19 protein-coding genes and 1 riboswitch are annotated in these 21,864 nt (G+C 71.8%); of the genes, 10 read left to right on the forward strand and 9 right to left on the reverse strand.

The genetic code is table 11. The annotated features are described in order from the left end of the window. Positions 1–10: 10 nt before the first annotated feature. From KFLA_RS13435 to KFLA_RS37935, 9 genes are all read left to right on the forward strand, one after another. Positions 11–820 carry a PspA/IM30 family protein gene (locus KFLA_RS13435; RefSeq protein WP_012920336.1) on the forward strand — a complete coding sequence of 270 codons (810 nt, stop codon included), beginning with the start codon at positions 11–13 and terminating at the stop codon, positions 818–820. Further along, a complete protein-coding gene (gene pspAA / locus KFLA_RS13440; protein ID WP_012920337.1) occupies positions 817–1,092 on the forward strand; it encodes a PspA-associated protein PspAA in 276 nt (91 codons plus the stop codon). The genes KFLA_RS13435 and pspAA overlap by 4 nt, the downstream gene beginning before the upstream one ends. A 258-nt stretch (positions 1,093–1,350) precedes the next feature. Beyond that, complete coding sequence (locus tag KFLA_RS13445; RefSeq protein ID WP_012920338.1) at positions 1,351–2,880, forward strand: sugar transferase; 1,530 nt, start codon at positions 1,351–1,353, stop codon at positions 2,878–2,880. Between the two features lie 77 nt (positions 2,881–2,957). Further along, complete coding sequence (locus KFLA_RS13450) at positions 2,958–3,719, forward strand: 3'(2'),5'-bisphosphate nucleotidase CysQ (protein WP_012920339.1); 762 nt, start codon at positions 2,958–2,960, stop codon at positions 3,717–3,719. Beyond that, positions 3,716–4,621: a sulfate adenylyltransferase subunit CysD gene (gene cysD / locus KFLA_RS13455; protein WP_012920340.1), complete on the forward strand. Its 906-nt coding sequence runs from the start codon at positions 3,716–3,718 to the stop codon at positions 4,619–4,621. Before KFLA_RS13450 ends, cysD begins: the two co-directional genes overlap by 4 nt. An 8-nt stretch (positions 4,622–4,629) precedes the next feature. Next, entirely contained in the window at positions 4,630–5,874 is a 1,245-nt protein-coding gene (gene cysN, locus KFLA_RS13460; protein WP_012920341.1) for a sulfate adenylyltransferase subunit CysN, read from the forward strand. Next, complete coding sequence (gene pssD, locus KFLA_RS13465) at positions 5,871–6,368, forward strand: PssD/Cps14F family polysaccharide biosynthesis glycosyltransferase (RefSeq protein WP_012920342.1); 498 nt, start codon at positions 5,871–5,873, stop codon at positions 6,366–6,368. Before cysN ends, pssD begins: the two co-directional genes overlap by 4 nt. After that, positions 6,365–6,925, forward strand: a complete 561-nt coding sequence (locus KFLA_RS13470) for a glycosyltransferase (RefSeq protein WP_012920343.1) — start codon at positions 6,365–6,367, stop codon at positions 6,923–6,925. Before pssD ends, KFLA_RS13470 begins: the two co-directional genes overlap by 4 nt. A gap of 345 nt (positions 6,926–7,270) precedes the next feature. Continuing rightward, positions 7,271–7,437, forward strand: a riboswitch (cyclic di-AMP (ydaO/yuaA leader). Positions 7,438–7,443: 6 nt separating this feature from the next. After that, on the forward strand, positions 7,444–9,252 hold the full coding sequence (locus tag KFLA_RS37935) for a CBM96 family carbohydrate-binding protein (RefSeq protein WP_012920344.1): 1,809 nt from the start codon (positions 7,444–7,446) through the stop codon (positions 9,250–9,252). Between the two features lie 109 nt (positions 9,253–9,361). On the opposite strand, the gene KFLA_RS13480 is transcribed toward KFLA_RS37935, so the two are convergent. Further along, positions 9,362–10,087 carry a class I SAM-dependent methyltransferase gene (locus KFLA_RS13480; RefSeq protein ID WP_012920345.1) on the reverse strand — a complete coding sequence of 242 codons (726 nt, stop codon included), beginning with the start codon at positions 10,085–10,087 and terminating at the stop codon, positions 9,362–9,364. 123 nt (positions 10,088–10,210) lie between these two features. Here KFLA_RS13480 and KFLA_RS13485 point away from each other — a divergent pair, with 123 nt between their 5' ends. Continuing rightward, the gene (locus KFLA_RS13485) at positions 10,211–11,332 is read left to right on the forward strand and encodes a glycoside hydrolase family 26 protein (RefSeq protein WP_012920346.1); all 1,122 of its coding nucleotides are present in this window, start codon (positions 10,211–10,213) and stop codon (positions 11,330–11,332) included. Between the two features lie 12 nt (positions 11,333–11,344). Here the strand turns inward: KFLA_RS13485 and KFLA_RS13490 are convergent, their stop codons facing one another. The 8 genes from KFLA_RS13490 to KFLA_RS13525 are packed head-to-tail and all read right to left on the reverse strand — an operon-like array spanning position 11,345 to position 21,801. Beyond that, positions 11,345–12,679, reverse strand: a complete 1,335-nt coding sequence (locus KFLA_RS13490) for an RCC1 domain-containing protein (RefSeq protein WP_012920347.1) — start codon at positions 12,677–12,679, stop codon at positions 11,345–11,347. Then, a complete protein-coding gene (locus KFLA_RS13495) occupies positions 12,676–14,280 on the reverse strand; it encodes a lipopolysaccharide biosynthesis protein (protein WP_012920348.1) in 1,605 nt (534 codons plus the stop codon). The genes KFLA_RS13490 and KFLA_RS13495 overlap by 4 nt, the downstream gene beginning before the upstream one ends. Then, positions 14,280–16,010: an LPS biosynthesis protein gene (locus tag KFLA_RS13500; RefSeq protein WP_012920349.1), complete on the reverse strand. Its 1,731-nt coding sequence runs from the start codon at positions 16,008–16,010 to the stop codon at positions 14,280–14,282. Before KFLA_RS13500 ends, KFLA_RS13495 begins: the two co-directional genes overlap by 1 nt. Further along, positions 16,007–16,960, reverse strand: coding sequence for a glycosyltransferase family 2 protein (locus tag KFLA_RS13505; RefSeq protein ID WP_012920350.1), 954 nt, complete (start codon positions 16,958–16,960; stop codon positions 16,007–16,009). Before KFLA_RS13505 ends, KFLA_RS13500 begins: the two co-directional genes overlap by 4 nt. Next, positions 16,960–18,255: a GumC domain-containing protein gene (locus KFLA_RS13510; RefSeq protein WP_012920351.1), complete on the reverse strand. Its 1,296-nt coding sequence runs from the start codon at positions 18,253–18,255 to the stop codon at positions 16,960–16,962. Before KFLA_RS13510 ends, KFLA_RS13505 begins: the two co-directional genes overlap by 1 nt. Further along, positions 18,252–19,166, reverse strand: coding sequence for a sulfotransferase family protein (locus KFLA_RS13515; protein ID WP_012920352.1), 915 nt, complete (start codon positions 19,164–19,166; stop codon positions 18,252–18,254). The genes KFLA_RS13510 and KFLA_RS13515 overlap by 4 nt, the downstream gene beginning before the upstream one ends. After that, positions 19,163–20,398, reverse strand: a complete 1,236-nt coding sequence (locus tag KFLA_RS13520) for a hypothetical protein (RefSeq protein ID WP_012920353.1) — start codon at positions 20,396–20,398, stop codon at positions 19,163–19,165. The genes KFLA_RS13515 and KFLA_RS13520 overlap by 4 nt, the downstream gene beginning before the upstream one ends. Further along, entirely contained in the window at positions 20,395–21,801 is a 1,407-nt protein-coding gene (locus tag KFLA_RS13525) for a hypothetical protein (RefSeq protein ID WP_202797119.1), read from the reverse strand. Before KFLA_RS13525 ends, KFLA_RS13520 begins: the two co-directional genes overlap by 4 nt. Positions 21,802–21,864: the final 63 nt, after the last annotated feature.

The following is a 21,864-nucleotide window of genomic DNA, read 5'->3' on the forward strand; positions in this document are numbered from 1 at the left end:
ACGGATATCGATGAGCATCTTCAAGCGGATGTCGACGATCTTCAAGGCCAAGGCGAACACCGCCTTGGACAAGGCCGAGGATCCTCGCGAAACCCTTGACTACTCGTACCAGAAGCAGCTCGAGCTGCTGCAGAAGGTACGCCGTGGTGTGGCCGACGTCGCCACCAGCCGGAAGCGGGTGGAACTGCAGGCGTCGCAGCTGCAGGCCCAGTCGCAGAAGCTGCAGGACCAGGCGCAGAAGGCGCTCTCGATGGGCCGCGAGGATCTCGCCCGCGAGGCGCTGACCCGCAAGTCCGGCCTGCAGGGCCAGATCGACGACCTGACCGCCCAGCACGCCCAGCTCCAGGGTGAGGAGGAGAAGCTCACCCTCGCCTCGCAGCGGCTGCAGGCCAAGGTCGAGTCGTTCCGGACCCGCAAGGAGACCATCAAGGCCACCTACACCGCGGCCGAGGCGCAGACCCGGATCAACGAGGCCTTCTCCGGCATCTCCGAGGAGATGAGCGACGTCGGCCTGGCGGTTCAGCGGGCCGAGGACAAGACCCAGCAGATGCAGGCCCGGGCCGGTGCGATCGACGAACTGCTGGCCTCCGGCGCGCTCGACGACGCCAGCGGCAGCAGCAAGGACAGCATCACGCTGGAGCTGGAGCGGATGTCGTCCAACTCCGACGTGGAGAGCGAGCTGGCCAAGATGAAGGCCCAGATCGGCGGCAGCGAGGCGCCCAAGCAGCTGTCCCAGGACGCCCCGGGCGGCGCCCAGCCGGCCCAGCAGCCGGTGCAGCAGGCGGAGCCGGTCCGGCCGCAGGACGGAGACGTTCGATGATCGTTCGCATCATGGGTGAGGGTCAGTGGAGACTGGCCGACGACAAGCTCGAGCAGCTGAACGCGGTCGACACCGATCTGGAGAAGGCGGTCTCGGCCGGCGACGAGGAGGGCTTCAAGGCGGCCTTCGGTGCGCTGCTGGAGTTCGTCCGCGGCGGCGAGCGGGTGCCGGACACCGAGCTGCACGACTCCGACGCGATCCTGCCGCCGGGCGACAGCACGCTCGCCGAGATGCGCGAGCTGATCAGCGGCGACGGCCTGATCGCCGGCTGACCGTACGACGGCCCGGGACCCTGCTGACGGGCCGTCGCGGTGTGTGACGTCGAGTGGCGAGGGCCGATCCGCACGGATCGGCCCTTCTGCTGTCCGTAGGCACTTGCCGGGACTGGTTCGCCCTGAGGCGTGCGTTGTGCTATCCCCCGCCCGTCACGCGTAGTACTCTCAGCTGAACCGCCGCCGACCAGGCGGCGAACATGCGGCAAACCGCACCCGGGGGGACACGGGGCGGTGTTCACCGGGGGGTGACAGAGGGTGACGGACAGTGCCGTCGCGGGGGAAGACGTAACGGAAGGCCCGACGCCGTTGCCGGCGGACGTGCCCGACCGGCGGCGGCCGGTGTGGGTCGTGCCGGACGCGGTACCGGCGATCGTGCCACGCTCGACCTGGGCCACGCAGCCGCCCTGGGTCGCGGTGTACCACTGGGCTGCGATCGGTGGTGACCTGCTGGCGGCCGTGATCGGCGCGTCGGTCGCGTTGCTGACCCGGTTCGGGTACCAGATCGGCGGCGGCTACCTGGTCTTCGGCAGTCTGCTGCCGGTCGCCTGGGTGGCCGCGGTCGGGTTGTCGCGCGGGTACGAGTCGCGGTCGTTCGGCGCGGGTGCGGACGAGTTCCGCTCGATCCTGCGCTCCGGCGTCGGGCTGACCGCGGTGGTGGCGGTGGTCTCGTACGCGACCAAGAGCGAGATCGCCCGCGGCTTCGTCGTCCTGGCGATCCCGGTGACCATGATGCTGGCGCTGCTGCTGCGCTACCTGCTGCGCCGCGACCTCAGCCGGCACCGATACCGCGGCCGGTGCATGCGCCGCGTGCTCGTGGTCGGCCGCAACGGCGAGGCCGCGACGCTGCGCGAGCGTCTGGAGGAGCGGCCCGCGGACGGGTACCGCGTGGTGGCGGTCTGCCGGCCGCGCAGCGACCGCCGGCCCGGCGCCCCGGTGCCGCCCGACGGCATGGACGAGGCCGACATCATGGCCGCGGTGGACCGGCACGCGGTCGACGTGGTCGCGATCGCCTCCGATCCGGAGCTGTCCGGACAGTCGCTGCGCCGGTTGTCCTGGGCGCTGGAGCAGCGCGGCGTCGAGTTGATCGTGTCGCCGGGCATCATCGAGGTGGCCGGCCCGCGGATCTCGGTCCGCCCGGTCGCCGGCCTGTCGCTGCTGCACCTGGAGCGTCCGTCCTCCAGCGCCGGACCGCACCTGCTGAAGAGCATCTTCGACCGGGTGATGGCGCTGGTCCTGCTGGTGGTGGCCCTGCCGCTGCTGGTCGGCATCGCGCTGGCCGTCCGGCTGACCAGCTCGGGGCCGGTCCTGTTCAAGCAGCGTCGCGTGGGCCGGGGCAACGTCACGTTCACCATGATCAAGTTCCGCACCATGGTGATCGACGCCGAGGACCGGCTGATCGAGCTGACCGAGAGCAGCGACGGCAACAAGGTGCTGTTCAAGCTGCGCGCCGATCCGCGGGTGACCCGGGTGGGCAAGGTGCTGAGGCGCTACTCGCTCGACGAGCTGCCGCAGTTGCTCAACGTGCTGCGCGGTGAGATGTCGCTGGTCGGCCCACGGCCGCCGCTGGAGCGGGAGGTGGCCAGGTACGCCGCCGACGACACCCGCCGGATGCTGGTGAAACCGGGCCTGACCGGGCTGTGGCAGGTGAGCGGCCGCAGCGACCTGTCCTGGGAGGAGTCGGTCCTGCTCGACCTGCGCTACGTCGACAACTGGTCGATGACGCTGGACCTGCTGATCTTGTGGAAGACCGCACGCGCGGTGCTGAAGGGCTCCGGCGCGTACTGAGCCGGGCGGCCGTCGGGGGGACGGGCGCACGGCGGCGACATCCGTCGCCAAGGGGGACATTCGATGGAGGGGACTGGATGGCGACCAGTGAAGACGGCCGGCTGGCCGCGGAGCTCGCGGCCGCAGCCGGCGGGCTGCTGCTCGACCTGCGCGCGGCCGGAGGTTCGGGACGCACGCTGGGGGACCGGGGGGACCGGTCGGCGAACGAGCTGCTGATCCGCGGCCTGCGGGACCGTAGGCCCGGCGACGCCGTGCTGAGTGAGGAGTCGGCCGACACCGCGGCCCGGTTGTCCGCCGATCGGGTCTGGATCATCGACCCGCTCGACGGCACCCGCGAGTACGGCGAGCCGCCGCGGGCGGACTGGGCGGTGCACGTCGCACTCTGGCAACGCGGTGAACTCGTCGCCGGGGCCGTCGCGCTGCCCGCGCTGAACGTCGTGCACGGCACCGACGAGCCGGAACCGCCACCACCACGGACCGAGGGGCGGTTGCGGATCGCGGTCAGCCGGAGCCGGCCGCCGGTCCTGGTCGAGAAGCTGGCGGTCGAGCTCGACGCCGAGCTGGTGCCGATGGGCTCGGCCGGGGTGAAGGCGACGGCGGTGCTGCGCGGTGAGGTGGACGCCTACGTGCACGCGGGTGGGCAGTACGAGTGGGACTCGGCCGCGCCGGTCGCGGTGGCCCGGGCGGCCGGGTTGTTCTGCAGTCGGATCGACGGCTCGCCGTTGCGCTACAACCAGCCGGACCCGAGCCTGCCGGACCTGGTGGTCTGCCGGCCCGAGCTCGCGCAGGAGCTGCTGGCCGCGATCGCGGTGTACGAGTCGGCGGAGGGCGACCGATGAGCCCCCGGTACCAGCTGACGCAACTGGAGACGCTCGAGTCCGAGGCGATCCACATCTTCCGCGAGGTGGCGGCCGAGTTCGAGCGGCCGGTGCTGCTGTTCTCCGGCGGCAAGGACTCGATCGTGATGCTGCGGCTGGCCCAGAAGGCGTTCCACCCGGCGCGCATCCCGTTCCCGGTGCTGCACGTCGACACCGGGCACAACTTCCCCGAGGTGCTGGCGTTCCGGGACCGGCGGGCCGGTGAGCTGGGCGTTCAGTTGCTGGTGGCAAGCGTTCAGGAGGCGCTGGACCGTGGCGTCGTGCAGGCGCCGCCGGACGGGACGCGCAACCGGATCCAGACGCCGGTGCTGCTGGAGGCGCTGGACAAGCACCAGTTCACCGCCGTGTTCGGCGGCGCGCGGCGCGACGAGGACAAGGCGCGGGCCAAGGAGCGGGTGTTCTCGTTCCGCGACGAGTTCGGCCAGTGGGACCCGAAGAACCAGCGGCCCGAGCTGTGGAACCTCTACAACAGCCGGATCCACCTCGGCGAGAGCATCCGGGTGTTCCCGTTGTCGAACTGGACCGAGCTGGACGTCTGGTTGTACATCGCCCAGGAGCGGCTGGAGCTGCCGGCGATCTACTACGCGCACGAGCGTGAGGTCTTCGACCGCAACGGCATGCTCTTCGCGGCCAACGAGTACTGCGTGCCGCGGCCGAGCGAGCCCACGTTCACCGCGACGGTGCGCTACCGCACCGTCGGCGACGCCTCGCTGACGGCGGCCGTCCGCTCGGACGCGGACACCGTGCGGAAGGTGATCGACGAGGTCGCCACGACCCGGATCACCGAGCGGGGCGCCACCCGGGGCGACGACAAGTTCAGTGAGGCCGCGATGGAAGATCGCAAACGCGAAGGGTACTTCTGATCGTGGACATGCTGAGACTGGCGACGGCCGGATCCGTCGACGACGGCAAGAGCACGCTGATCGGCCGGCTGCTCTACGACACCAAGTCGGTGTTCACCGACCAGCTCGAGTCGGTCGAGCGGGCCAGCCGCGACCGCGGTGACGACTACGTCAACCTGGCACTGCTGACCGACGGCCTGCGGGCCGAGCGGGAGCAGGGCATCACCATCGACGTGGCGTACCGGTACTTCGCGACGCCGCGGCGCAAGTTCATCGTCGCCGACACCCCGGGACACGTGCAGTACACCCGCAACATGGTGACCGGGGCCTCGACCGCCGACCTGGCGCTGATCCTGGTCGACGCCCGCAAGGGGCTGCTGGAGCAGAGCCGCCGGCACGCGTTCCTGTCGACCCTGCTGCACGTGCCGCACCTGGTCCTGTGCGTCAACAAGATGGACCTGGTCGGCTACTCCGAGCAGGTGTTCGAGCGGATCCGGGCCGAGTTCACCGAGTTCGCCGCGAAGCTGGACATCGGCGACCTCACCGTGATCCCGGTGTCGGCCCTGCTCGGCGACAACCTGGTCAGCCGTTCTGCGGCGATGCCGTGGTACGAGGGCCCGAGCCTGCTGCACCACCTGGAGAACGTGCACGTGGCCAGCGACCGGAACCTGATCGACGTCCGGTTCCCGGTGCAGTACGTGATCCGGCCGCAGTCCGAGCAGTACCGCGACTACCGCGGTTACGCCGGGCAGGTGGCCGCGGGCGTGCTGAAGGCCGGTGACGAGGTGATGGTGCTGCCGTCGGGCTTCACCTCGACGATCCGCTCGATCGAGACCGCGGACGGCGAGGTGGCGGAGGCGTTCCCGTCGATGTCGGTGACGATCCGGCTGACCGACGAGCTCGACATCTCCCGCGGCGACATGATCTGCCGGGTCAACAACGCCCCGGCCGTCACCCAGGACGTCGACGCGATGGTCTGCTGGATGGACGACGCGCCGCTGCGGCCGGGGCAGAAGTTCGCAATCAAGCACACCACCCGGACGGCGCGGGCGATGGTCAAGGACCTGCAGTACCGGCTGGACGTCAACTCGCTGCACCGCGATCTCGGCGCGGAGTACCTGGGGCTGAACGACATCGGCCGGGTCCGGCTGCGCACCACCCAGCCGCTGCTGTGCGACGAGTACAAACGCAACCGGTACACCGGGGGCTTCGTCCTGATCGACGAGGCGACCCACCGCACCGTCGGCGCCGGCATGGTCAACGAGGCACGATGACGACCACCGAGCACCGGCCGGCCGACGACGCGGTGGCGTCCTCGATCCGGGTCCTGATGGTGTGTTCCAGCGGCGGTCACCTGGCCCAGCTGATGACGTTGAAGCCCTGGTGGTCGCAGCGAGACGTCTGCTGGGTGACCTTCCCGACCGAGGACGGCAAGTCGCTGCTGGCCGGCCAGCGGGCGGTGTACGCGTACCACCCGACCACCCGCAACCTGAAGAACCTGCTGCGCAACTCGCTGCTCGCCGTCCGGGTCCTGCGGCGCGAGCGGCCGGACGTGATCGTCACCACCGGAGCCGGGGTCGCGCTGCCCTTCTTCGTGCTCGGCAAGCTGGCCCGGATTCCGACCGTGTACATCGAGGTGTTCGACCGTATCGACCATCCCACCTTGACGGCCCGGCTCTGCCGGCCGTTCACCAGCAGGATGCTGGTCCAGTGGGAGGAGCAGCAGCGCCTGTACTCCGGGTCCGCGGTCGTGGGGAGGCTGTTGTGAGCGAGGACCGGTTGGACATCCTGGTCATCCTGGGCACCGACCACCACCGGTTCGACCGGCTGGTCGGCTGGCTGGACGACTTCCTCGAGCATCCGGACCACGCGGCGCTGACCGCCCTGGTTCAACTGGGCTCGACGCCGCCGCCGCGCCGGGCCAAGGGCGTCGGCATCGTCGCGTACGACGAACTGCAGCGGCTGATCCGGCATTCGACGGCCGTCGTCACGCACGGCGGCCCGGCCACCATGCTCGAGGTCCGCAAGCAGGGCCGCAAGCCGGTGGTGGTCCCGCGGGACCCGGCGCTGGGGGAGCACGTCGACCAGCACCAGCAGGAGTTCTCCCGCCGGGTGGGCAGGATGGGGCTGGTCACCCTGTGCGAGGACCGGGCGTCCTTCGCCGCGGCGCTGGCCGCCGTGCTGGCCGATCCCGAGGCCCACACGGTGTCGGCCGAGGAGAACCATCGTGACGGTCTGCGGCTGGCGGCGGCGGTCGACCGGACCGGGCGGATCATCGACGGGCTCGGCCTGCGCCGGGCCCGTCGTCGGCTGGCCAAGTCCTGAGAACGCCGGAAACCCTGTGAAAACAAGCGTTTGCGCACAGCGGCCAGGGCTGGGGTGTGATGTAAAGAACGCGTTTGCTGTCCGACGAGAGCCAGACTGAATGGCTGCTTCGGGGCCCCGATAACCGGTCGAGCTCCACACAGGGTCACCGATCGGGTCGTTATCGAGCTGTGATGTAACCCTGGGTGAGGCGGCTACCGTCGGTGATGTTAAGACCGCGGTGCGCCGCCTTGAGGTCCTCGCGCGAACCTGCGTAAGCTCACCGCGCCTGGACCGGCCTGGGGACGGCCAAGCAGACCACCTGTCGCCGGCCAGCAACGCCGAGTTCCGCCCTCCGGGCCGGTGACCTACCTACCACCCAGCACCAGAGGGCGGAAGTGGGGGAACCACAGGTTCCTCGGATCGCCGGGCGCCCCTCGCCGGTGATCCTGGGGCGAAGCCGCGCACGGCGGCCGGGTACTTCTTCCGACCCGAGCCCGACAGCTAACCTCACAGGCGTGCAGGAAGGATCCCCCCTCATGCGGGACAACCCCTCCCGTAGGCATGGCCGGCACCGGTCTGCCGTTCCCTCCGACGCACTGAACGAACCGGTCGCCAAGGCCGGCCGCAGGGCCCTGATTCCGATCCTGGCGGCCGGCGCGCTCGTGCTGACCACCGCCGGAGTCGGCGTCGCGGCGCTCGACTCCGACGAGCCGGCACCCGCCCCGGTGACGGTCACCGCCGCCGCGGACGCCTACGTGTCCACCAAGTCCGCGACCCAGCGGCACGGCTGGTCCACCCGGCTCGTCGTCAAGCTGAACGAGTCCACCAGCTACCTCCGGTACGCCGCACCGGCTGTTGCCGACGGCTACGACCGCAAGGCCACCCTGGTCCTCACCCGGCTGACCACCGGCAACCCGAGCACGATCAAGGTCTCCGCCGCCCCCGGCGGCTGGACCGAGGCGGTCACCGCCGCCACTGCTCCCGCGCCGGGCGCCCCGATCGCTGCGGCCGCCGACGACGGCCGGTCCCGCGAGTTGCGCATCGACGTGTCCGCGGGCGTGACCCGGAGCGGGTCGCTGGACCTGGCCCTGACCCAGGCGGCCGGCCGCGGTGGCACGGTCTTCGGTTCCCGGGAGTCCGGCACCGCCCAGACGAAGCTGGAGATCAGCTACCTGCCGGGTGGCTCGACCCCGCCCGTACCGTCGACGCCCACCTCGGCGCCGACCACGACCGCGCCGACGGTCAGTCCGACGGTGACGGCCACCCGGCCGACCACGACGACGCCACGGCCCACCGCCAGCAAGCCGACGGCGACGCCCACGACGACGCCCACGACGACAAAGCCGACGCCCACGCCGACCACGCCGACGCCGACCGCGCCGCCCACCAGCGGCCCCGGCTGCACGGTCTCCGCGCTGTTGGTGCCGTCCTGCGGCGCCTGGTGGGGTGCGGCGGCGAACCCGCTGGGTTCGGAGAGCTGGGACCAGGCGCTGTCGACGTTCGAGGCGACCACCGGCCGTACGGTCGACATCGCGCACTACTACAACTCGAGCCCGAAGCTGTTTCCGACGGCCGAGATGATCAAGCGGGCCCGCGAACCCGGCAAGAAGCGCATGCTGCTGCTGAACTGGAAGCCGGAGATGGGCCGGACCTGGGCCCAGGTCGCCGCCGGTGACCCGGAGGTCGACAAGGCGATCGACGCCGAGGCGCGGTACCTGAAGTCGACGTTCCCGGAGAAGTTCTTCCTCGGCATCCACCACGAGCCGGAGGAAGAGGTCAGGCCGGCCGCCGGCTCGGGCTACACGGCCAAGGACTACCGGGCGATGTACCGGCACGTGGTCCAGCGGCTGCGTGCGAACGGCGTCACCAACGCCGTCTTCGTGATGAACTACATGGGCACTCCGCACTGGGGTTCGCAGCCCTGGTTCGAGGACCTCTACCCCGGTGACGACGTGGTCGACTGGATCGCGGAGGACCCGTACATCTTCGGCGACGACGCGAACTGGTGGGGTCCGTTCACCACCGGCGTCAACCGCAAGGACACCTACACCAATCCCGGCTGGCCGGGCTTCTACACCTGGGCGACCACCAAGCACCCGGGCAAGCCGATCATGCTGGGCGAGTGGGGCGTCGACGAGCAGACCATGCTCGGCATGAGCAAGGCCGACGTGCTGCGCACGGTGCAGGACGGCCTGCGCAAGATGCCGCAGGTCAAGGCGCTGGTGTACTGGAACGAGTCGACCTTCCACACCGTCGGCACGACCAGGCTCGACTCGTCGCCGGCCAGCCTGGCCGCCGCGCGGGAGATCGCGAACACCGGGCTGCTCGCCCGTCAGCTGAAGTAGCAGGCCCGAGGGCACGGCCGGCGCCGGCTGTGCCCACGCAGAGACATCGAGGCCCTCGTCCGGGTAGTGCGCGATCGCACCACCCGGCGAGGGCTTCGTCGGTGGTGGCTCAGACCTTTTCGAGCACCAGGATCAGCGCCATCCCGAAGAAGCTGAGCCGGGAGCGCTCGATGCCGTCGGTGAGCGGGCGGATCCGGCCGCCCAGACCGGACCGGTCGAACGGCGGCATGATGTAGTCCACGCCGACCAGCCGGAACCCCTGGGCCTCGATCTGCCGGGACAGCCCACGCACGGTGAACGACCGGGCGTCGGCCAGCCGCCGGTGCAACGGCACGATCCACGGCAGGAACGGCCCGTACCGCGGCGGCCGGCGCTTGCCGAGCACGAAGAAGCCGTGCGTCTCGAACGGGAACCACCGGTTCGGCGAGGTGATCAGGAACCGGCCGCCGGGCACCAGTACCCGGTGGATCTCCGCCAGCGAGGCGTCCAGGTCCCGGACGTGCTCGAGCACCTCGATCGTGGTGACCACGTCGAACGACGCGTCCGGCAGGTCGAGCTGCTCGGCCGGCATCTGCCGGATCACCAGCTTGCCCGCCAGCTCGGTTCCCGCCACCTCCGACCGGAAGACGGCCAGCCGTTCCGGCTCGACGTCGACCGCGGTGACGTGGTCGAACCCGGCGGCGAGCCGACGGGTGTAGGTGCCGTCGCCGCAGCCGACGTCCAGCAGCCGGCCGCCCGACAGTTCGGTCAGGCCGGCGAGCGCGGTGATGCGCTTCTCGACGCCGCGGTCGCCCTTGTTGCTCCGGTGGGCACCCAGGCCCAGCGCACGTGTCATGACAGTTTCCCCCACCCCGATACCACAGCCCCCCACAGGCTGGTGCTTCACCCTAGCGATCCAGTCCTGCGCTGACAACGGTCCCGACCCCCCACCGGGCGGCGTGGGCAGTAGCATCAGGTGATGAGCGCGCAACGCCCCAACGGGGCGTGGGGCCGGGCCCGCTGGCGGACTGTCGTGGTGGGCTGTGCGGTGATGACGGCGGTCGCCCTGGTGAGTTGCGGCCTGGTGTCCGACGCCGAGGACCCGCCTCCCGTACCGCGGGTGACGACGACACCGCGGGCGGTTCCGACCACCGCTTGCACCGTGTCCGCGCTGCTGGTGCCGTCGTGCGGCGCCTGGTTCGGTGTCGCGGCGAACCCGCTGGGTGACGAGTCGTGGGACGAGGCGTTGCCGGCGTTCGAGAAGGTGCTCGGCCGCCCGGTCGACATCGCCCACTACTACAACTCGAGCCCGAAGCTGTTCCCGGCCGAGGACATGGTCCGGCGGGCCAGGGAGCCGGGCAAGAAGCGCCTGCTGCTGCTGAACTGGAAGCCCGAGATGGGCCGGACCTGGGCCGAGGTCGCTGCCGGTGACCCGGAGGTGGACGCCGCGATCGACGCGCAGGCGCAGTACCTGCGGACGACGTTCCCGGAGCGGTTCTTCCTGACCATCCACCACGAGCCGGAGGAGGAGGTCGAGCCGGCCGCCGGGTCGGGCTTCACCGCCAAGGACTACGCGGCGATGTACCGGCGGGTGGCGCTGCGGCTGAAGGCCAAGGGCGTGACGAACGCGGTGCTCGTGATGACGTACCGCGGCGCGCCGCACTGGGGTGCCCAGCCGTGGTTCGAGGATCTCTATCCCGGCGACGACGTGGTGGACTGGATCGCCGAGGACCCCTACATCTTCGGGCCCGACCCGGAGTACTCCGGCGGGATCGGGCAGGCGGTGAACCGCACCCAGCGCAAGTACCCGCAGTGGCCCGGCTTCTACACCTGGGCGACCACCAAGCACCCGGGCAAACCGATCATGCTGGCCGAGTGGGGCGTCAGCCGCAATCTCGGCGAGGTGACCCGCAGTGCGGTGTTCGCGACGATGCCGGACCAGCTCGCCGCCTATCCGCAGGTGAAGGCGCTGGTGTACTGGCACGAGACCGACTTCGGCGACATCGGGGCCACTCGGCTCAAGGCCGGCGACCCTTCCGTTAGTGCCCTGCGGACCGCGCTGCAGTCCCCGCGGCTCAAGCCGCCCGCTGTCCCCAACTGAGCGGCGCGGCGGCTAGCGCAGGGTGATCAGCAGGTGCCGGCGGCCGACGGCGACGGCCGTCACCCAGTTCGGTGCCGGGACGCCGTTCTCGACCGACACCGGTCCGGGCTTGCTGCGGTCGGCACGGTCACCGCTGGCGAGCTGGCCGCGCCCGTTCGCGCCCCAGGTGAGGATGGTGCCGTTCTGCAGGACCGCCACGCTGTAGCTCTCACCGGCGAAGACATGCTTGACGGCCAGCAGCTTCGGCTCGTCGCCGCGGCCCCGCACGGGGCTCGCGAACGGCTGCACCTTGACCGTGCCGTTGCCGAGCTGCCCGGCGTTGTTGTGGCCCCAGCCGACCACCGAGCCGTCCTTGAGCAACGCCAGCGTGTACTTCTCCGCCGACGAGATCTCGGTGGCGCCGGTGAGCGGTTGACCCGGCCCGATCAGGACCGGAGCGGGAAAGTTGCGCTTGACCCCGGTGCCGTCGCCGAGCTGGTTGACGTCGTTGCGGCCCCAGGTCATCACCCGGCCGTCGCCGAGCAGCGCGACCGAGTGCTGCCCGCCGATGGCGATCGCGCGCACGTTGCCGAGCGGGACCTTGCCCTGGCCGGTGATCGCGACCGGCAACTTCGCGACCGGCGGAGCCGACGTGCCGAGCTGACCGAAGGTGTTGTCGCCCCAGCCCAGCACGGTGCCGCGATCGGTCAGCGCCAGCTCGCTGCCGCCGTCGACCGAGATCGCCCGGACGCCGGTCAGCGGACCGGTGCCGCTCGGATTCAGCACGACGCTCGGCGTGGTCGGGTTCGCGGTGGTGTCGGCGTTGCCGCGCTGACCCGAGTTCGCCCGGCCCCAGACCACCACCGTGCCGTCCTTGCGCAGGGCAACCGACGTGTTGGAGTCGGCCGCGATGTCGACGACGCCGGTCAGCGCGCCCGGCGTGTTGTCCGGTGCGCGGACCGGCAGCGGGACCACCGAGGCCGCGCGGGTGCCGGTGCCGAGCTGGCCGTCGTCGTTGGCTCCCCACGCCAGCACCCGGCCGTCGTTCAGCAGGGCCAGCGAGTGCTGCTCGCCCGCGGCCAAGGCCACCACGCCGACCAGGTTCGCCCCGGTGCGGTCCACCACCGGGCCGAAGCTGGTCCGGATCCCGGTCGGTGCGGACCGGCCCAGCTGGCCGGCGTCGGAGAACCCGGTCGACAGCACCAGGCCACCGGTGTTCGACGGCCCGGCGGCGGTCGGTGCGGCCAAGGGCTGGGCTTTCGCGCAGGCGCCGATCCCGGCGGCCGCCGTCAGCGCGACGACGAGCAGGACGGGACGGTGCAGCGCTCGGGGACCGAGCGCCCGCAGGACGGGGCGGAACGTCTTCACAGGGGTACCGGCTTCGTGTCGTCTCCGGCAGGCAGCACACCGGCCGGGTCGGGGTGACGACGGCGCCGCAGCATCGCGGTGAACGCCGTCAGGGCGAGGTGGTCGCGCAGCTTCCACAGCGCGGTCAGGTAGCCGACGGCCCCCGCCGCCAGCACGGCCACGAGCATCCCGTCGGAGGGGTCCGCGACCAGGTTCAGGAGCAGTGGCGGTACGGCGAAGCAGGCCAGCGCCAAGCCGCCGACCGATACCGACAGGCGGCTGAACGGCAGCCAGTGCAGGGTGGCCGAGACCTGGATCATGCCGAGCACGTTGCGCACCACGATCGCCGCCGCCCACGCGACCGCCGCACCGACCATGCCGATGCGCGGGATCAGGAGCAGGTTCAGGACCAGGTTGACGCCGAGCGCGACCAGCGCGTTGACCAGGCTCAGCCCGCTCCGGCCGGCCATCAGCAGGATCAGGTCCACCGGACCGCCCGCGGCAGCCAGCAGCGCGGCCACGGCCAGCACGACGACCACGTCGTCGCCGGCCCGGTACGCCGTACCGCCGAACACGTGCAGCAGGAACGGCGCCAGCGCCAGGCAGGCCAGGAAGAACGGCCACGTCAGCGCCATCGTCCACGCGGTGACGGTCTGGAACACCCGCTTGGTCTCCCGGCCGTCCCCGGCGGACAGCAACGCACTGGTGTGCGGAGCCGCGACCTGCTGGATCGCTTGGGCACCGAGCTGGCCGATCACGAACAGCCGGGTGGCGACGGTGTAGACCGCCGCCTCGGCCGGTGAGCGCAGTGCGGCGACGAGCACGATGTCGGCTCGTTGCAAGATGCTCTGGCTGATCCGTGAGATCACCCGCGGCCAGGTGTAGGCGGCGTACTCGCGCCAGAGCGCCGTACGCGCCGACGGCGGCCGGCCCGGCCCGCTGCGGGCGACCAGACGCCGCTCGATCAGCAGGAACCAGCCGATCGCGGCAAGCGTGGCTACGACGTACGGGAGGGCCCAGGCCAGCGTCAGGCCACCGAGCCCGGCGCCGGCCGCGACCGCGACGCCGACGCAGCCGACCTGCAGCAGCGCCCGGCCGATCTTGTCCACCAGCACGGTCGGCCGGATCGCGGTGAGCCCGCGGGTGGCGGACAGCACGGTGTTCGTCACCGCCGCGAGCGGGATGCAGACGGCCAGGACGGCGACCGCCCGGCTGCCTCCGGCCGCGCTGCCGTCACCCAGAACGACGTCCGCCGCCTGACCGCGCAGGACCAGCAGGACCACGCCGAGCAGGCCGCCGCCGAGCAGGGACACCAGCGCGGCCATCCGGACGGTGGTGCGGGCGTCGGCCAGCCGGTCCTCGACCAGGAAGTGCGGAAGGAACTTCGACAGCGACACGTCCGAGCCGAGTTCGGCGATCGCCGCGACGATCAGGAACACCGCGGTCAGCGCGAACAGGCCGCCGGCCACGGTGGCGTCGGTGCCGCGGGTCACCACCCAGGTGAGCAGCAGGGTGAGCACCGCGCCGCCGGCGGCTCCGACCAGGTTGGCGGAGCCGCCGCGGGCGATCTTCGCCAGGCTGGCCGGGTGGGGACCCGTCGTGCCGGTGAGCGGAAGGGCCACTACACCGTTCTCCGTGTGCTGGCGTACCCGGCCTTCTCGCCGGTCTTCTCACCGGCCGGCTGATCCTCGACCACCCTCCGGTCCTCCAGCACGGGCATCTCCTCCGTCCGCTCGTCCGCCGCCGCCACCGCGGGCGCCGCTACCACCGGCGCCGCCACCGGTTGCGGTACGGCGTCCGCGACGGCCGGGACCGGGTCGACCTGGTCGTGCGCAGGCTCGTCCCCGGTGCGGCCGCGATGCAGCAGACCGGACCGGACCGGCTGGTCGACCACGACGCCGACCAGGCGCGCGCCGCCGCGGGTGACGGCCTCGGCCGCGTGCTGGAGATCGGCCGCGGTGGTCTGCCGGAGGCTGACCAGGATGATCACGTCGGTGCACAGGTCCGCCAGCGTGAGCGCCTCGGGTGCCGATGCGATCGGGCCGGCCACCAGGACCCAGTGGGAGTCCGGCGCCAGGCCCTCGAGGAACGACCGCATCTGCGGGGACGCCAGCTTGTCGACGGAGCTGGAGTACCGCGGGCCGACCGGCACGAACCGCAGATTTTCCTGGTACTGCGTCGCCACCTCGTCCGGGTCCGCGTCCTCGTTCAGCACCTCCGCGACGCCGTCCGCGTCGGCCAGTCCGGTCGCCCGGGTCAGATCACCGTCGGTGTCGACGAGCGTGACGGTCTGGTCGGCCCGGGCGAGGGCGGCCGCGAGCGCCAGGGGAGTGGTGGTGTGCGGACCGGCCGCACCGGCCGGTACGAGCAGGACCGCTCCGCCGTCCGGACTGGCGACGCCGAGCATGCTGCGCAGCAGCCGGGCACCGTCGGGCAGGTCCGCGGCCGCGTCGCTGAGCAGCGCTTCCGCTCGTTCGCCGGAGGTCGACTCGACCGTGCTGAGCACCGGGTAGCCGACGGCCTTGACGTCGTCGACGGTCCGCAGCGTGCGGTCGTTGAGCGACCGCACGATCGCCAGCACCAACCCGAGCAGGAGGCCGATCGCAGCGCCCGCGACCGGCAGGATCCAGCTCGGCAAGCCGGCTGTTCCGGTCGGCAGCGCGGCCGGCGACAGCACCTGGCCGGGATCGCCCTGGAACAGCCGCAGGTCGCTGATCTGGGCCTCCAGCTTCGACGCTTCCGCGGTCGCCGTCGTCACCCGCTGCTCGGCGAGCACCCGGGCCGGCGAGCCGGCGGAGGTCTTGGCCAGCGCGGCCAGGTTGCGCTGCAGCGCCGACTGGTTGGCGGTCCGGGCCTTGGTGAGGTTGTTGATCTGGGCCTGGACCGACTGCGCCGCCCGGCGCTCGCGGGCGATGAGGTACGCGTTCGCGAACGCGTTCGCCCCGTTGCGCGCGGCGGCCGGCGTGATGTCGGTGTAGGCCACCTCGAGCACCTGCGAGTTCGGCGGGGTGGTCACCGCCAGCTGCTCGACCAGCGCCGCGACCGACGCGCTGCTGCGCAGGGACGACTTGGCGATCTGCGCGACCGCGTCGGAGCTGACCAGCTGCGCCTCGGTGCCCAGGTTGGCCAGGTTCTGTCCACGGGTCCCCGGCGCGTACGGGTTGCCGTCGGCCGGCTCGACCAGGACGGTCGCCGTCGCGGTGTAGGTGGCCGGTTGCTGGCGGGCGCCGAGAAAGCCCAGCCCCGTGCCGACGGCCAGCAGCAGCGCGATCACCGGCAGCCGGCGTGCGAGCCCCGACCAGGTGAACCTGCTGCCCTGTACGGCGCCTGTCGTCTCCGTCGTGCCACTCATATTCCCCGCCCTCTCGCATTCGCCCATGACAACGCTCTGTCCGCCGGGACGACCCCAGATGCGATCGCCAGCGCGAGGTACCCGCGCTTCTCACCAGGTGCCAGCCGGAGCGCCCGCAGGGCCCACCGGGAGGAGTCCGACCGCCGCTGCAGCGCGGCGTACGCCACGGCCTTCTGGCCGTAGATCCGGGCCAGCCCGCGCGGACTGTCCCGGATCACCGCGTGCTTGTCGACCATGTAGTCCAGCGCGTCGATGATCACCGCCCAGCGGGTGGTGAAGAAGGAGCCCGGGTGCCACAGCACCTCGACCAGCGGCTTGCTCACCACGGCCACCTTCTCGGCGGCCAGCGCGCGCAGCATCCAGTCGTAGTCCTCGGCGTACCCGCCGGGCAGGTCCTCGTCGACCCAGCCGATCCGGTCGAACGCCGCCCGGCTCACCACGACCGTGGACGGATGGGCCTCCATCACCCGGCGGCGGGCCAGCTCGGCCACCGTGACGTCGGCCGGCGTCGGCACCCGCACGTGGGTCTGGTCGCCGATGGTGATCTGGATGCCGCAGACCGACAGCCCGGCCCCGGCGGTGGTCATCATCGCCACCTGCGTGCTGAGCTTGTCCGGCCGCCAGCTGTCGTCGTCGTCGCAGAACGCCAGCAGTTCGCCGTTCGAAGCGGTCACGCCGCTGTTGCGGGCGCCGGCCAGGCCGGGTGTCCGGGAGTTGGTCACGACCAGGACCCGCCGCCCACCGGCCCGGCCGGTCAGCGGCAGGTCGGCGGCCAGCCCGGTCTCGGGTTCGCTCTGGTCGTACACGATGACCAGCTCGACCGGCCCAGGATAGTCCTGGGCGGCGATCGACCCGAGCGCCTTGCGGAGCAGCTCCGGCCGGTTCCGGGTGGCGACCACGACGCTCACGGTGGGGGTCGCGGCCCCGGACGCTACGGGGTCTGGGCTCATCAGATGCTCCTTCTCAGCACTGCGGGCACGAGGCGGCCGGGCCTGGTCAGCAGGACGACGCCTTGAACGGTCGCGCCGACCTGGCCGGCGCGGTGCACTGCTTCGGCCAGCGCTCGCTGCCGGGTCCGCGGGGTGACGACCAGGACGACGTGGCCGGCCAGGGCGGCGAGCACCGAGCCGGGCTCGCTGGTGATGCCGCCGCCGGTCACCAGCACGGTGCTCGTGCGGGAGCGCCGGTTCGCGGCCGGCACGGTGTCGGCGGGCAGCACGCTCTGGTCGATCACCCAGGCCCGCCGTCCGTGGTGCCGCAGCGCGGCGGACAGTTCGTCGGCCGCGGCCCGTTCGAGCTCGCCCGGCGGCCGGTCCGGTGGGGTGATCAGCACAGTGCCGGCGCCCATGCCGAGCACGCCGGTGGTGATCGGGTCCCAGCTCCTCGTACGGTTCCCGTCCGGATCGTGCAGCCGGAGCTTGACCACTGTGCCGCCGGGCACCAGCCGGGTCAGGTCGGAGGCGGTGCCCAGCCGGGACGACCGGATCGCTGCCAGCAGCAGACCGGCCAGGCCGCCGATCAGCAACCCGGTCACCGGCGGCACCAGCGGGTTGATCCGCTCGGCGGCGGTGGTGCCACCGACCCGGAGCACCTGTCCGGGGTAGGCGCTGGTCACCCGGACCTGCCGGGACTCGGTCTGCCGGGCGGCGATCTGGGCCGCGATCGCCTGCCGGGTGGCGCGTTGCTCGGCCACCTTCGCGGCGGTGCTCCGGCCGGTGATGAGCGTCTCGTCGAGCCGCGCGTTCAGCGTCGCGATCTGCTGGCCGATCAGCTCCACCCGGTCGTCGCGGCGGGCCTCGAACTCGTCGCGGCGCAGCTGCAGGTACGTCGCGGTCATCGCCGTCGCGCCCTTCTCCGCCGCCCGCCGGTCGGTGGACCGGTAGGTGATCTTGAGGACCTTCGTGGTCGGCACCGCCGCGATGTGCAGCTTGGTCCGGATGTTCCGCTCGCCGGTCGCCTGCCGGGCCGCTTCGAGCACGGGGGCCGACACCAGCCGGGCGGCCTCGGTGTCGATGGTGAACCACTTGGCCCCTTCCTCGCCCTCGCGGGCCAGGTACAGCGGCGCGTCGGCCACCAGTACGGCCGAGGTGGAGGAGTAGACCCGCGGGGTGCGAACCGTCCACAGCACGCCGGCAATCGCGCCGACCAGCGCGCAGACGGCCACCGCCACCGTGCCCCGGCGCATCGCGCGCAGGTAGGCGGACAGCTCGATGGCGTCGTCGCGCGCCGGCCGGCCGGGCTTCACAGCCGCCAGCTCGGTGTAACCCCGAGCATCGGGGTCAGCTCGGCATCGGAGTCCTCGAAACGCCGCAGCAGCGCCGTCCGCAGCGCGTCGTCCATCGGTGCGCTGGGACGCGCGTTGGCCTGCTCGACCTTGACCGGGTCGTGCACCGGCAGTCCCAGCCACTGCTGCAGCCGGGCGAACTGCTCGACCGGCTCGGCGAAGAACCGGTTCGCGTCGATCACGAAAACCTGCTCGGTCGACAGCGCCTGCTGCAGCCGGACGATCTGCTCGGCGTACCGGCCGCGGCCGACGTACGCGTGGTGGCGGTGGTGGAAGCTCTCGTACGACGGGTCGGCGCGCATCCGCTCGACCTCACCGGCGAGCCGCTGGTCCTCCAGCGCCAGGGCGGTCGCGAAGTCCTCGGTCTCGAAGCCGCGGGCACGCTCGTGCTTGTACGCCGAGAACGCGCGCTCGACCGGGTCCCGGACCAGCGTCACCACCTTGACGTCCGGCAGGTGCCGGGCGATCCGCTCGGCCGCCAGCGGGTGGAACATGTAGTAGCCGCTGCTGTCGAACGTCATCGGCCGGCCGGTCCGCCGGGTCCGGGCTGCCGCCACCGGGGCGACCGGAAAGTGCCCGCGGTACCAGGACCACGGGTGGTGGTAGCCGACGTCGAAGTAGCCGATGCCCTTGTGGAACAGGGGCCGCACGATCGCCGGGTGGTCCACCAGCAGCCGGTAGAGCGTCGTCGTCCCGCACCGCTGCGCGCCCGCGACGATCAGGTCCGGCAGCAGCCGCACGCCCGCGGTCGCCCGGCCGACGGCGCGGGTCGCGCTGCGGACCGCGTGCTGCGCGCCGTCCGGCACGATGTCCCGGGTGGACCGCAGCACGGCGGTACGCCGTGCGGTCAGGCCGGCTTTGACGGTCGTCATCGGGTGGCTCCCTTCGGCGCCGCGGCGGTGAGCCGTCGGCTGTGCCGGGTCAGTGCGTCGAGCACGGTCTGAGTCGTCGGGCGCAGAACCGCACCCTGCGGGTCCTGACTTCCGATCAGGTACCGGGCGGAGAGCGAGGCGAGGTAGAGCACGCCGAGCAGTTCCTGCGCTGCGGGCGGCCAGGCAGGATGGCGCGGGTACGGACCGGCCAACGCGGTGTCGATCACCTGGCCGGAGAACCCTGCGGCCCGGGCGCTGGTGTGCAGCACGTAGTGCACCCGGTCCAGCCCGGCCGGTACGCCGGTCGCGAACCGCTCCCAGTCCCACAACTGCAGCCGGGTCCCGCGCAGGCTGAGGTTCCACGGTGCGAAGTCCCCGTGCCAGGCGGTCAGCCGAACGAGCTCGTCACCGCGACTCTGCTCGATCCGGTCCAGCGCGTCGGTGTAGTCCGCACGCTGGCCGTCGTCCTCGATCAGCTCCGTGGTGCCCCGCAGCTCCCGCCAGTACGTCGTGACGCCGAGTGCGGCTGAGCCTTCGTCGTACCGGTCGTACAACTCGTCCAGCGGCGCCAACGGTGGTTGCAGCAGCGACCCGGCACCGGGCCGGAACCTGGTGTCCAGCGCGGAGATCACCAGCAGTTCGAGGTCGTGCCAACTGCCCAGGTGGAGCAGGGCCGGAATCTCCAGCAGCCGCCACTCCGCCTTGGCCAGCTCGGCGAGGGCAGCACCTTCCTGCCGGACCAGGCGGGCGGTCAGGGCGCAGTCGCCCACCTTCACGTACGCGATGCAGCGTCCCCGCTCGTCGAAGACCTGCAGGATCGGCTTCTGGTTGGCTCGCAGGGACCCGACGCCGAGGCCGACCACGACCTCGGTCCCGAGCACGCCGGACAGGTGCTGCTCGATCGAGTCGCCGGCACCGGCGCGCGGCGTGATCCGGATGCGGTCGGCCAGCAGACCCTCCGCCCCGGCCCGGAGCGCGACCGAACCGATCGACCGGACGACGCGCTCCTTGCCCGACAGCGCCCGGCTGAACCGGCGCAGCCCGCTCGCGGCGGCGGCCGGACGACCGGCCGGCACCAGCAGCCGAGGGGCCGAACCGGACGGCACGAAAATCAGGTCCTGGCCGGTCCCGGCCTGCCGCCGGGCCCGCAGCAGCTCGACGTCGTGGCCGGGCCAGAGCCGCCCCACCGCGCCGAGCAGGCGATCCGTGGTCAGACCCGCGGTGCCGGTCATGGCGAGCTCACCGCCGGTGCGCTCCGGCGGTCGTCCTGGCGGTCGTCCTGGGCGTCGCGGTCGGTGCGCCACATCAGGCCCAGCGCGATCATCAGCGTGAACAGCGGCGCGCCGAGCGTGTCGTACACCAGGATCTCGATCAGGAAGAAGATCAGCACCGCGAGGCCGATCATGGTGACCGGTTCCCGGCTGCGCACGTGCCGCGCGAACCGGACCAGGAAGAACGCCAGGAACAGCGCGGTCCCGAGCAGGCCCTGGGTGAACACGACCAGCCACAGGTGCCCCTGGGTCCCGAACGGCGGCACGGCGCAGGCCGGGCAGCCCAGCGTCGCCCCGCCCGCGATCGAGCCGAAGCTGCCCTCGACGTCGCGGGTGTTGCCGAAGCCGACCAGCGGCGAGCCCTTCACGGTCGACTCGATCGTCTTGAGGGCGAGCTCGCTGCGGCGGTCGTTGCTGTGCTGGTTGGCGAGCCGCTCGCCGATCATCGTCGGCAGCGGCGAGAGCAGTGCGGCCACCACCGCCACCACCGCGACCGGCGCCAGCCAGGCGACGGCGTTGAAGCCGCGCAGCCGGATCACCTGGACGACGGCGTACAGGGCGCCGACGACGAGCACGGCCCACAGCCCGCGGTTCAGCGAGTACACGACCGGCACCGCGGCGACCACCAGCACCGGCCAGCCGGCGATCCGCCGCCAGCCCGCGTCCCGCCCGAACCAGCCGTACAGGAAGAACGGCAGGTAGAAGGACAGGTTCGCGCCCCACGAGTTCGCGTAGGCGAACGGCGCCCGCGGCCGCGGCTGGTCGAAACCGAGCACGTTCTGGATGTCGGCCGTGGCCGGGTGGATCAGTGCCTGCAGGAAGCGGTTCGTCGCGATCGGATCCGGCAGCAGCAGCTCGAGCGCCGAGGTGAACTCGAGGTTCGGTGCGAGCACGCCGAGCAGCCCGCCGAAGGCCGTCACCACGAACATGTAGCCGAGCAGCCGGACGACCTTGCCGGTCGGCAGCTCGGACCTGTCGGTGTTGCCGACGTAGAGCAGAACGATCGTGACCGCGGCGTACCAGCAGAGCCGGTAGCCGTAGGTGAGCAGCGTGCCACCGAGCGGCCCGGTGTTGCTGAACGGCGCATCGGTGGTCAGCATCGTGGCGCTCACCAGCACGACCGCCAGGAAGCCGATCCACCAGCCGAAGCCGCGCGGCGCGACCACGGTGCGGCGGCTGATCAGCGCCCACGCCATCGGCACGGCGGCCAGGAAGAAGACGAACTCGGTGATCCCGAGCACCCACCAGAGCGGGAAGCCGAGGAACAGCACCGACAGCGGCCAGCCGGCCGACCAGCGGCGGCGCTGCCGGGGCACGCCGACAGCGCCGACGGCCCCACCCGCGGCGACATGACGTGACGACAACTGGATTCCCCCACCCGTGGTCCCGAGCCCAGCGACCCCGGCCCCCCGGCCAAGCTGGTGCTC

This window comes from Kribbella flavida DSM 17836 (assembly GCF_000024345.1).
Lineage (GTDB): Bacteria > Actinomycetota > Actinomycetes > Propionibacteriales > Kribbellaceae > Kribbella > Kribbella flavida.

Bases quoted from the DNA above. Each gene is read 5' to 3' on its own strand.
- KFLA_RS13480 (WP_012920345.1), bottom strand. From the start codon at position 10,087: ATGACACGTGCGCTGGGCCTGGGTGCCCACCGGAGCAACAAGGGCGAC.
- KFLA_RS13435 (WP_012920336.1), top strand. From the start codon at position 11: ATGAGCATCTTCAAGCGGATGTCGACGATCTTCAAGGCCAAGGCGAAC.
- pspAA (WP_012920337.1), top strand. From the start codon at position 817: ATGATCGTTCGCATCATGGGTGAGGGTCAGTGGAGACTGGCCGACGAC.
- KFLA_RS13505 (WP_012920350.1), bottom strand. From the start codon at position 16,960: ATGAGCCCAGACCCCGTAGCGTCCGGGGCCGCGACCCCCACCGTGAGC.
- pssD (WP_012920342.1), top strand. From the start codon at position 5,871: ATGACGACCACCGAGCACCGGCCGGCCGACGACGCGGTGGCGTCCTCG.
- KFLA_RS13520 (WP_012920353.1), bottom strand. From the start codon at position 20,398: ATGACCGGCACCGCGGGTCTGACCACGGATCGCCTGCTCGGCGCGGTG.
- cysN (WP_012920341.1), top strand. From the start codon at position 4,630: ATGCTGAGACTGGCGACGGCCGGATCCGTCGACGACGGCAAGAGCACG.
- KFLA_RS37935 (WP_012920344.1), top strand. From the start codon at position 7,444: ATGCGGGACAACCCCTCCCGTAGGCATGGCCGGCACCGGTCTGCCGTT.
- KFLA_RS13515 (WP_012920352.1), bottom strand. From the start codon at position 19,166: ATGACGACCGTCAAAGCCGGCCTGACCGCACGGCGTACCGCCGTGCTG.
- cysD (WP_012920340.1), top strand. From the start codon at position 3,716: ATGAGCCCCCGGTACCAGCTGACGCAACTGGAGACGCTCGAGTCCGAG.
- KFLA_RS13500 (WP_012920349.1), bottom strand. From the start codon at position 16,010: ATGAGTGGCACGACGGAGACGACAGGCGCCGTACAGGGCAGCAGGTTC.
- KFLA_RS13450 (WP_012920339.1), top strand. From the start codon at position 2,958: ATGGCGACCAGTGAAGACGGCCGGCTGGCCGCGGAGCTCGCGGCCGCA.
- KFLA_RS13485 (WP_012920346.1), top strand. From the start codon at position 10,211: ATGAGCGCGCAACGCCCCAACGGGGCGTGGGGCCGGGCCCGCTGGCGG.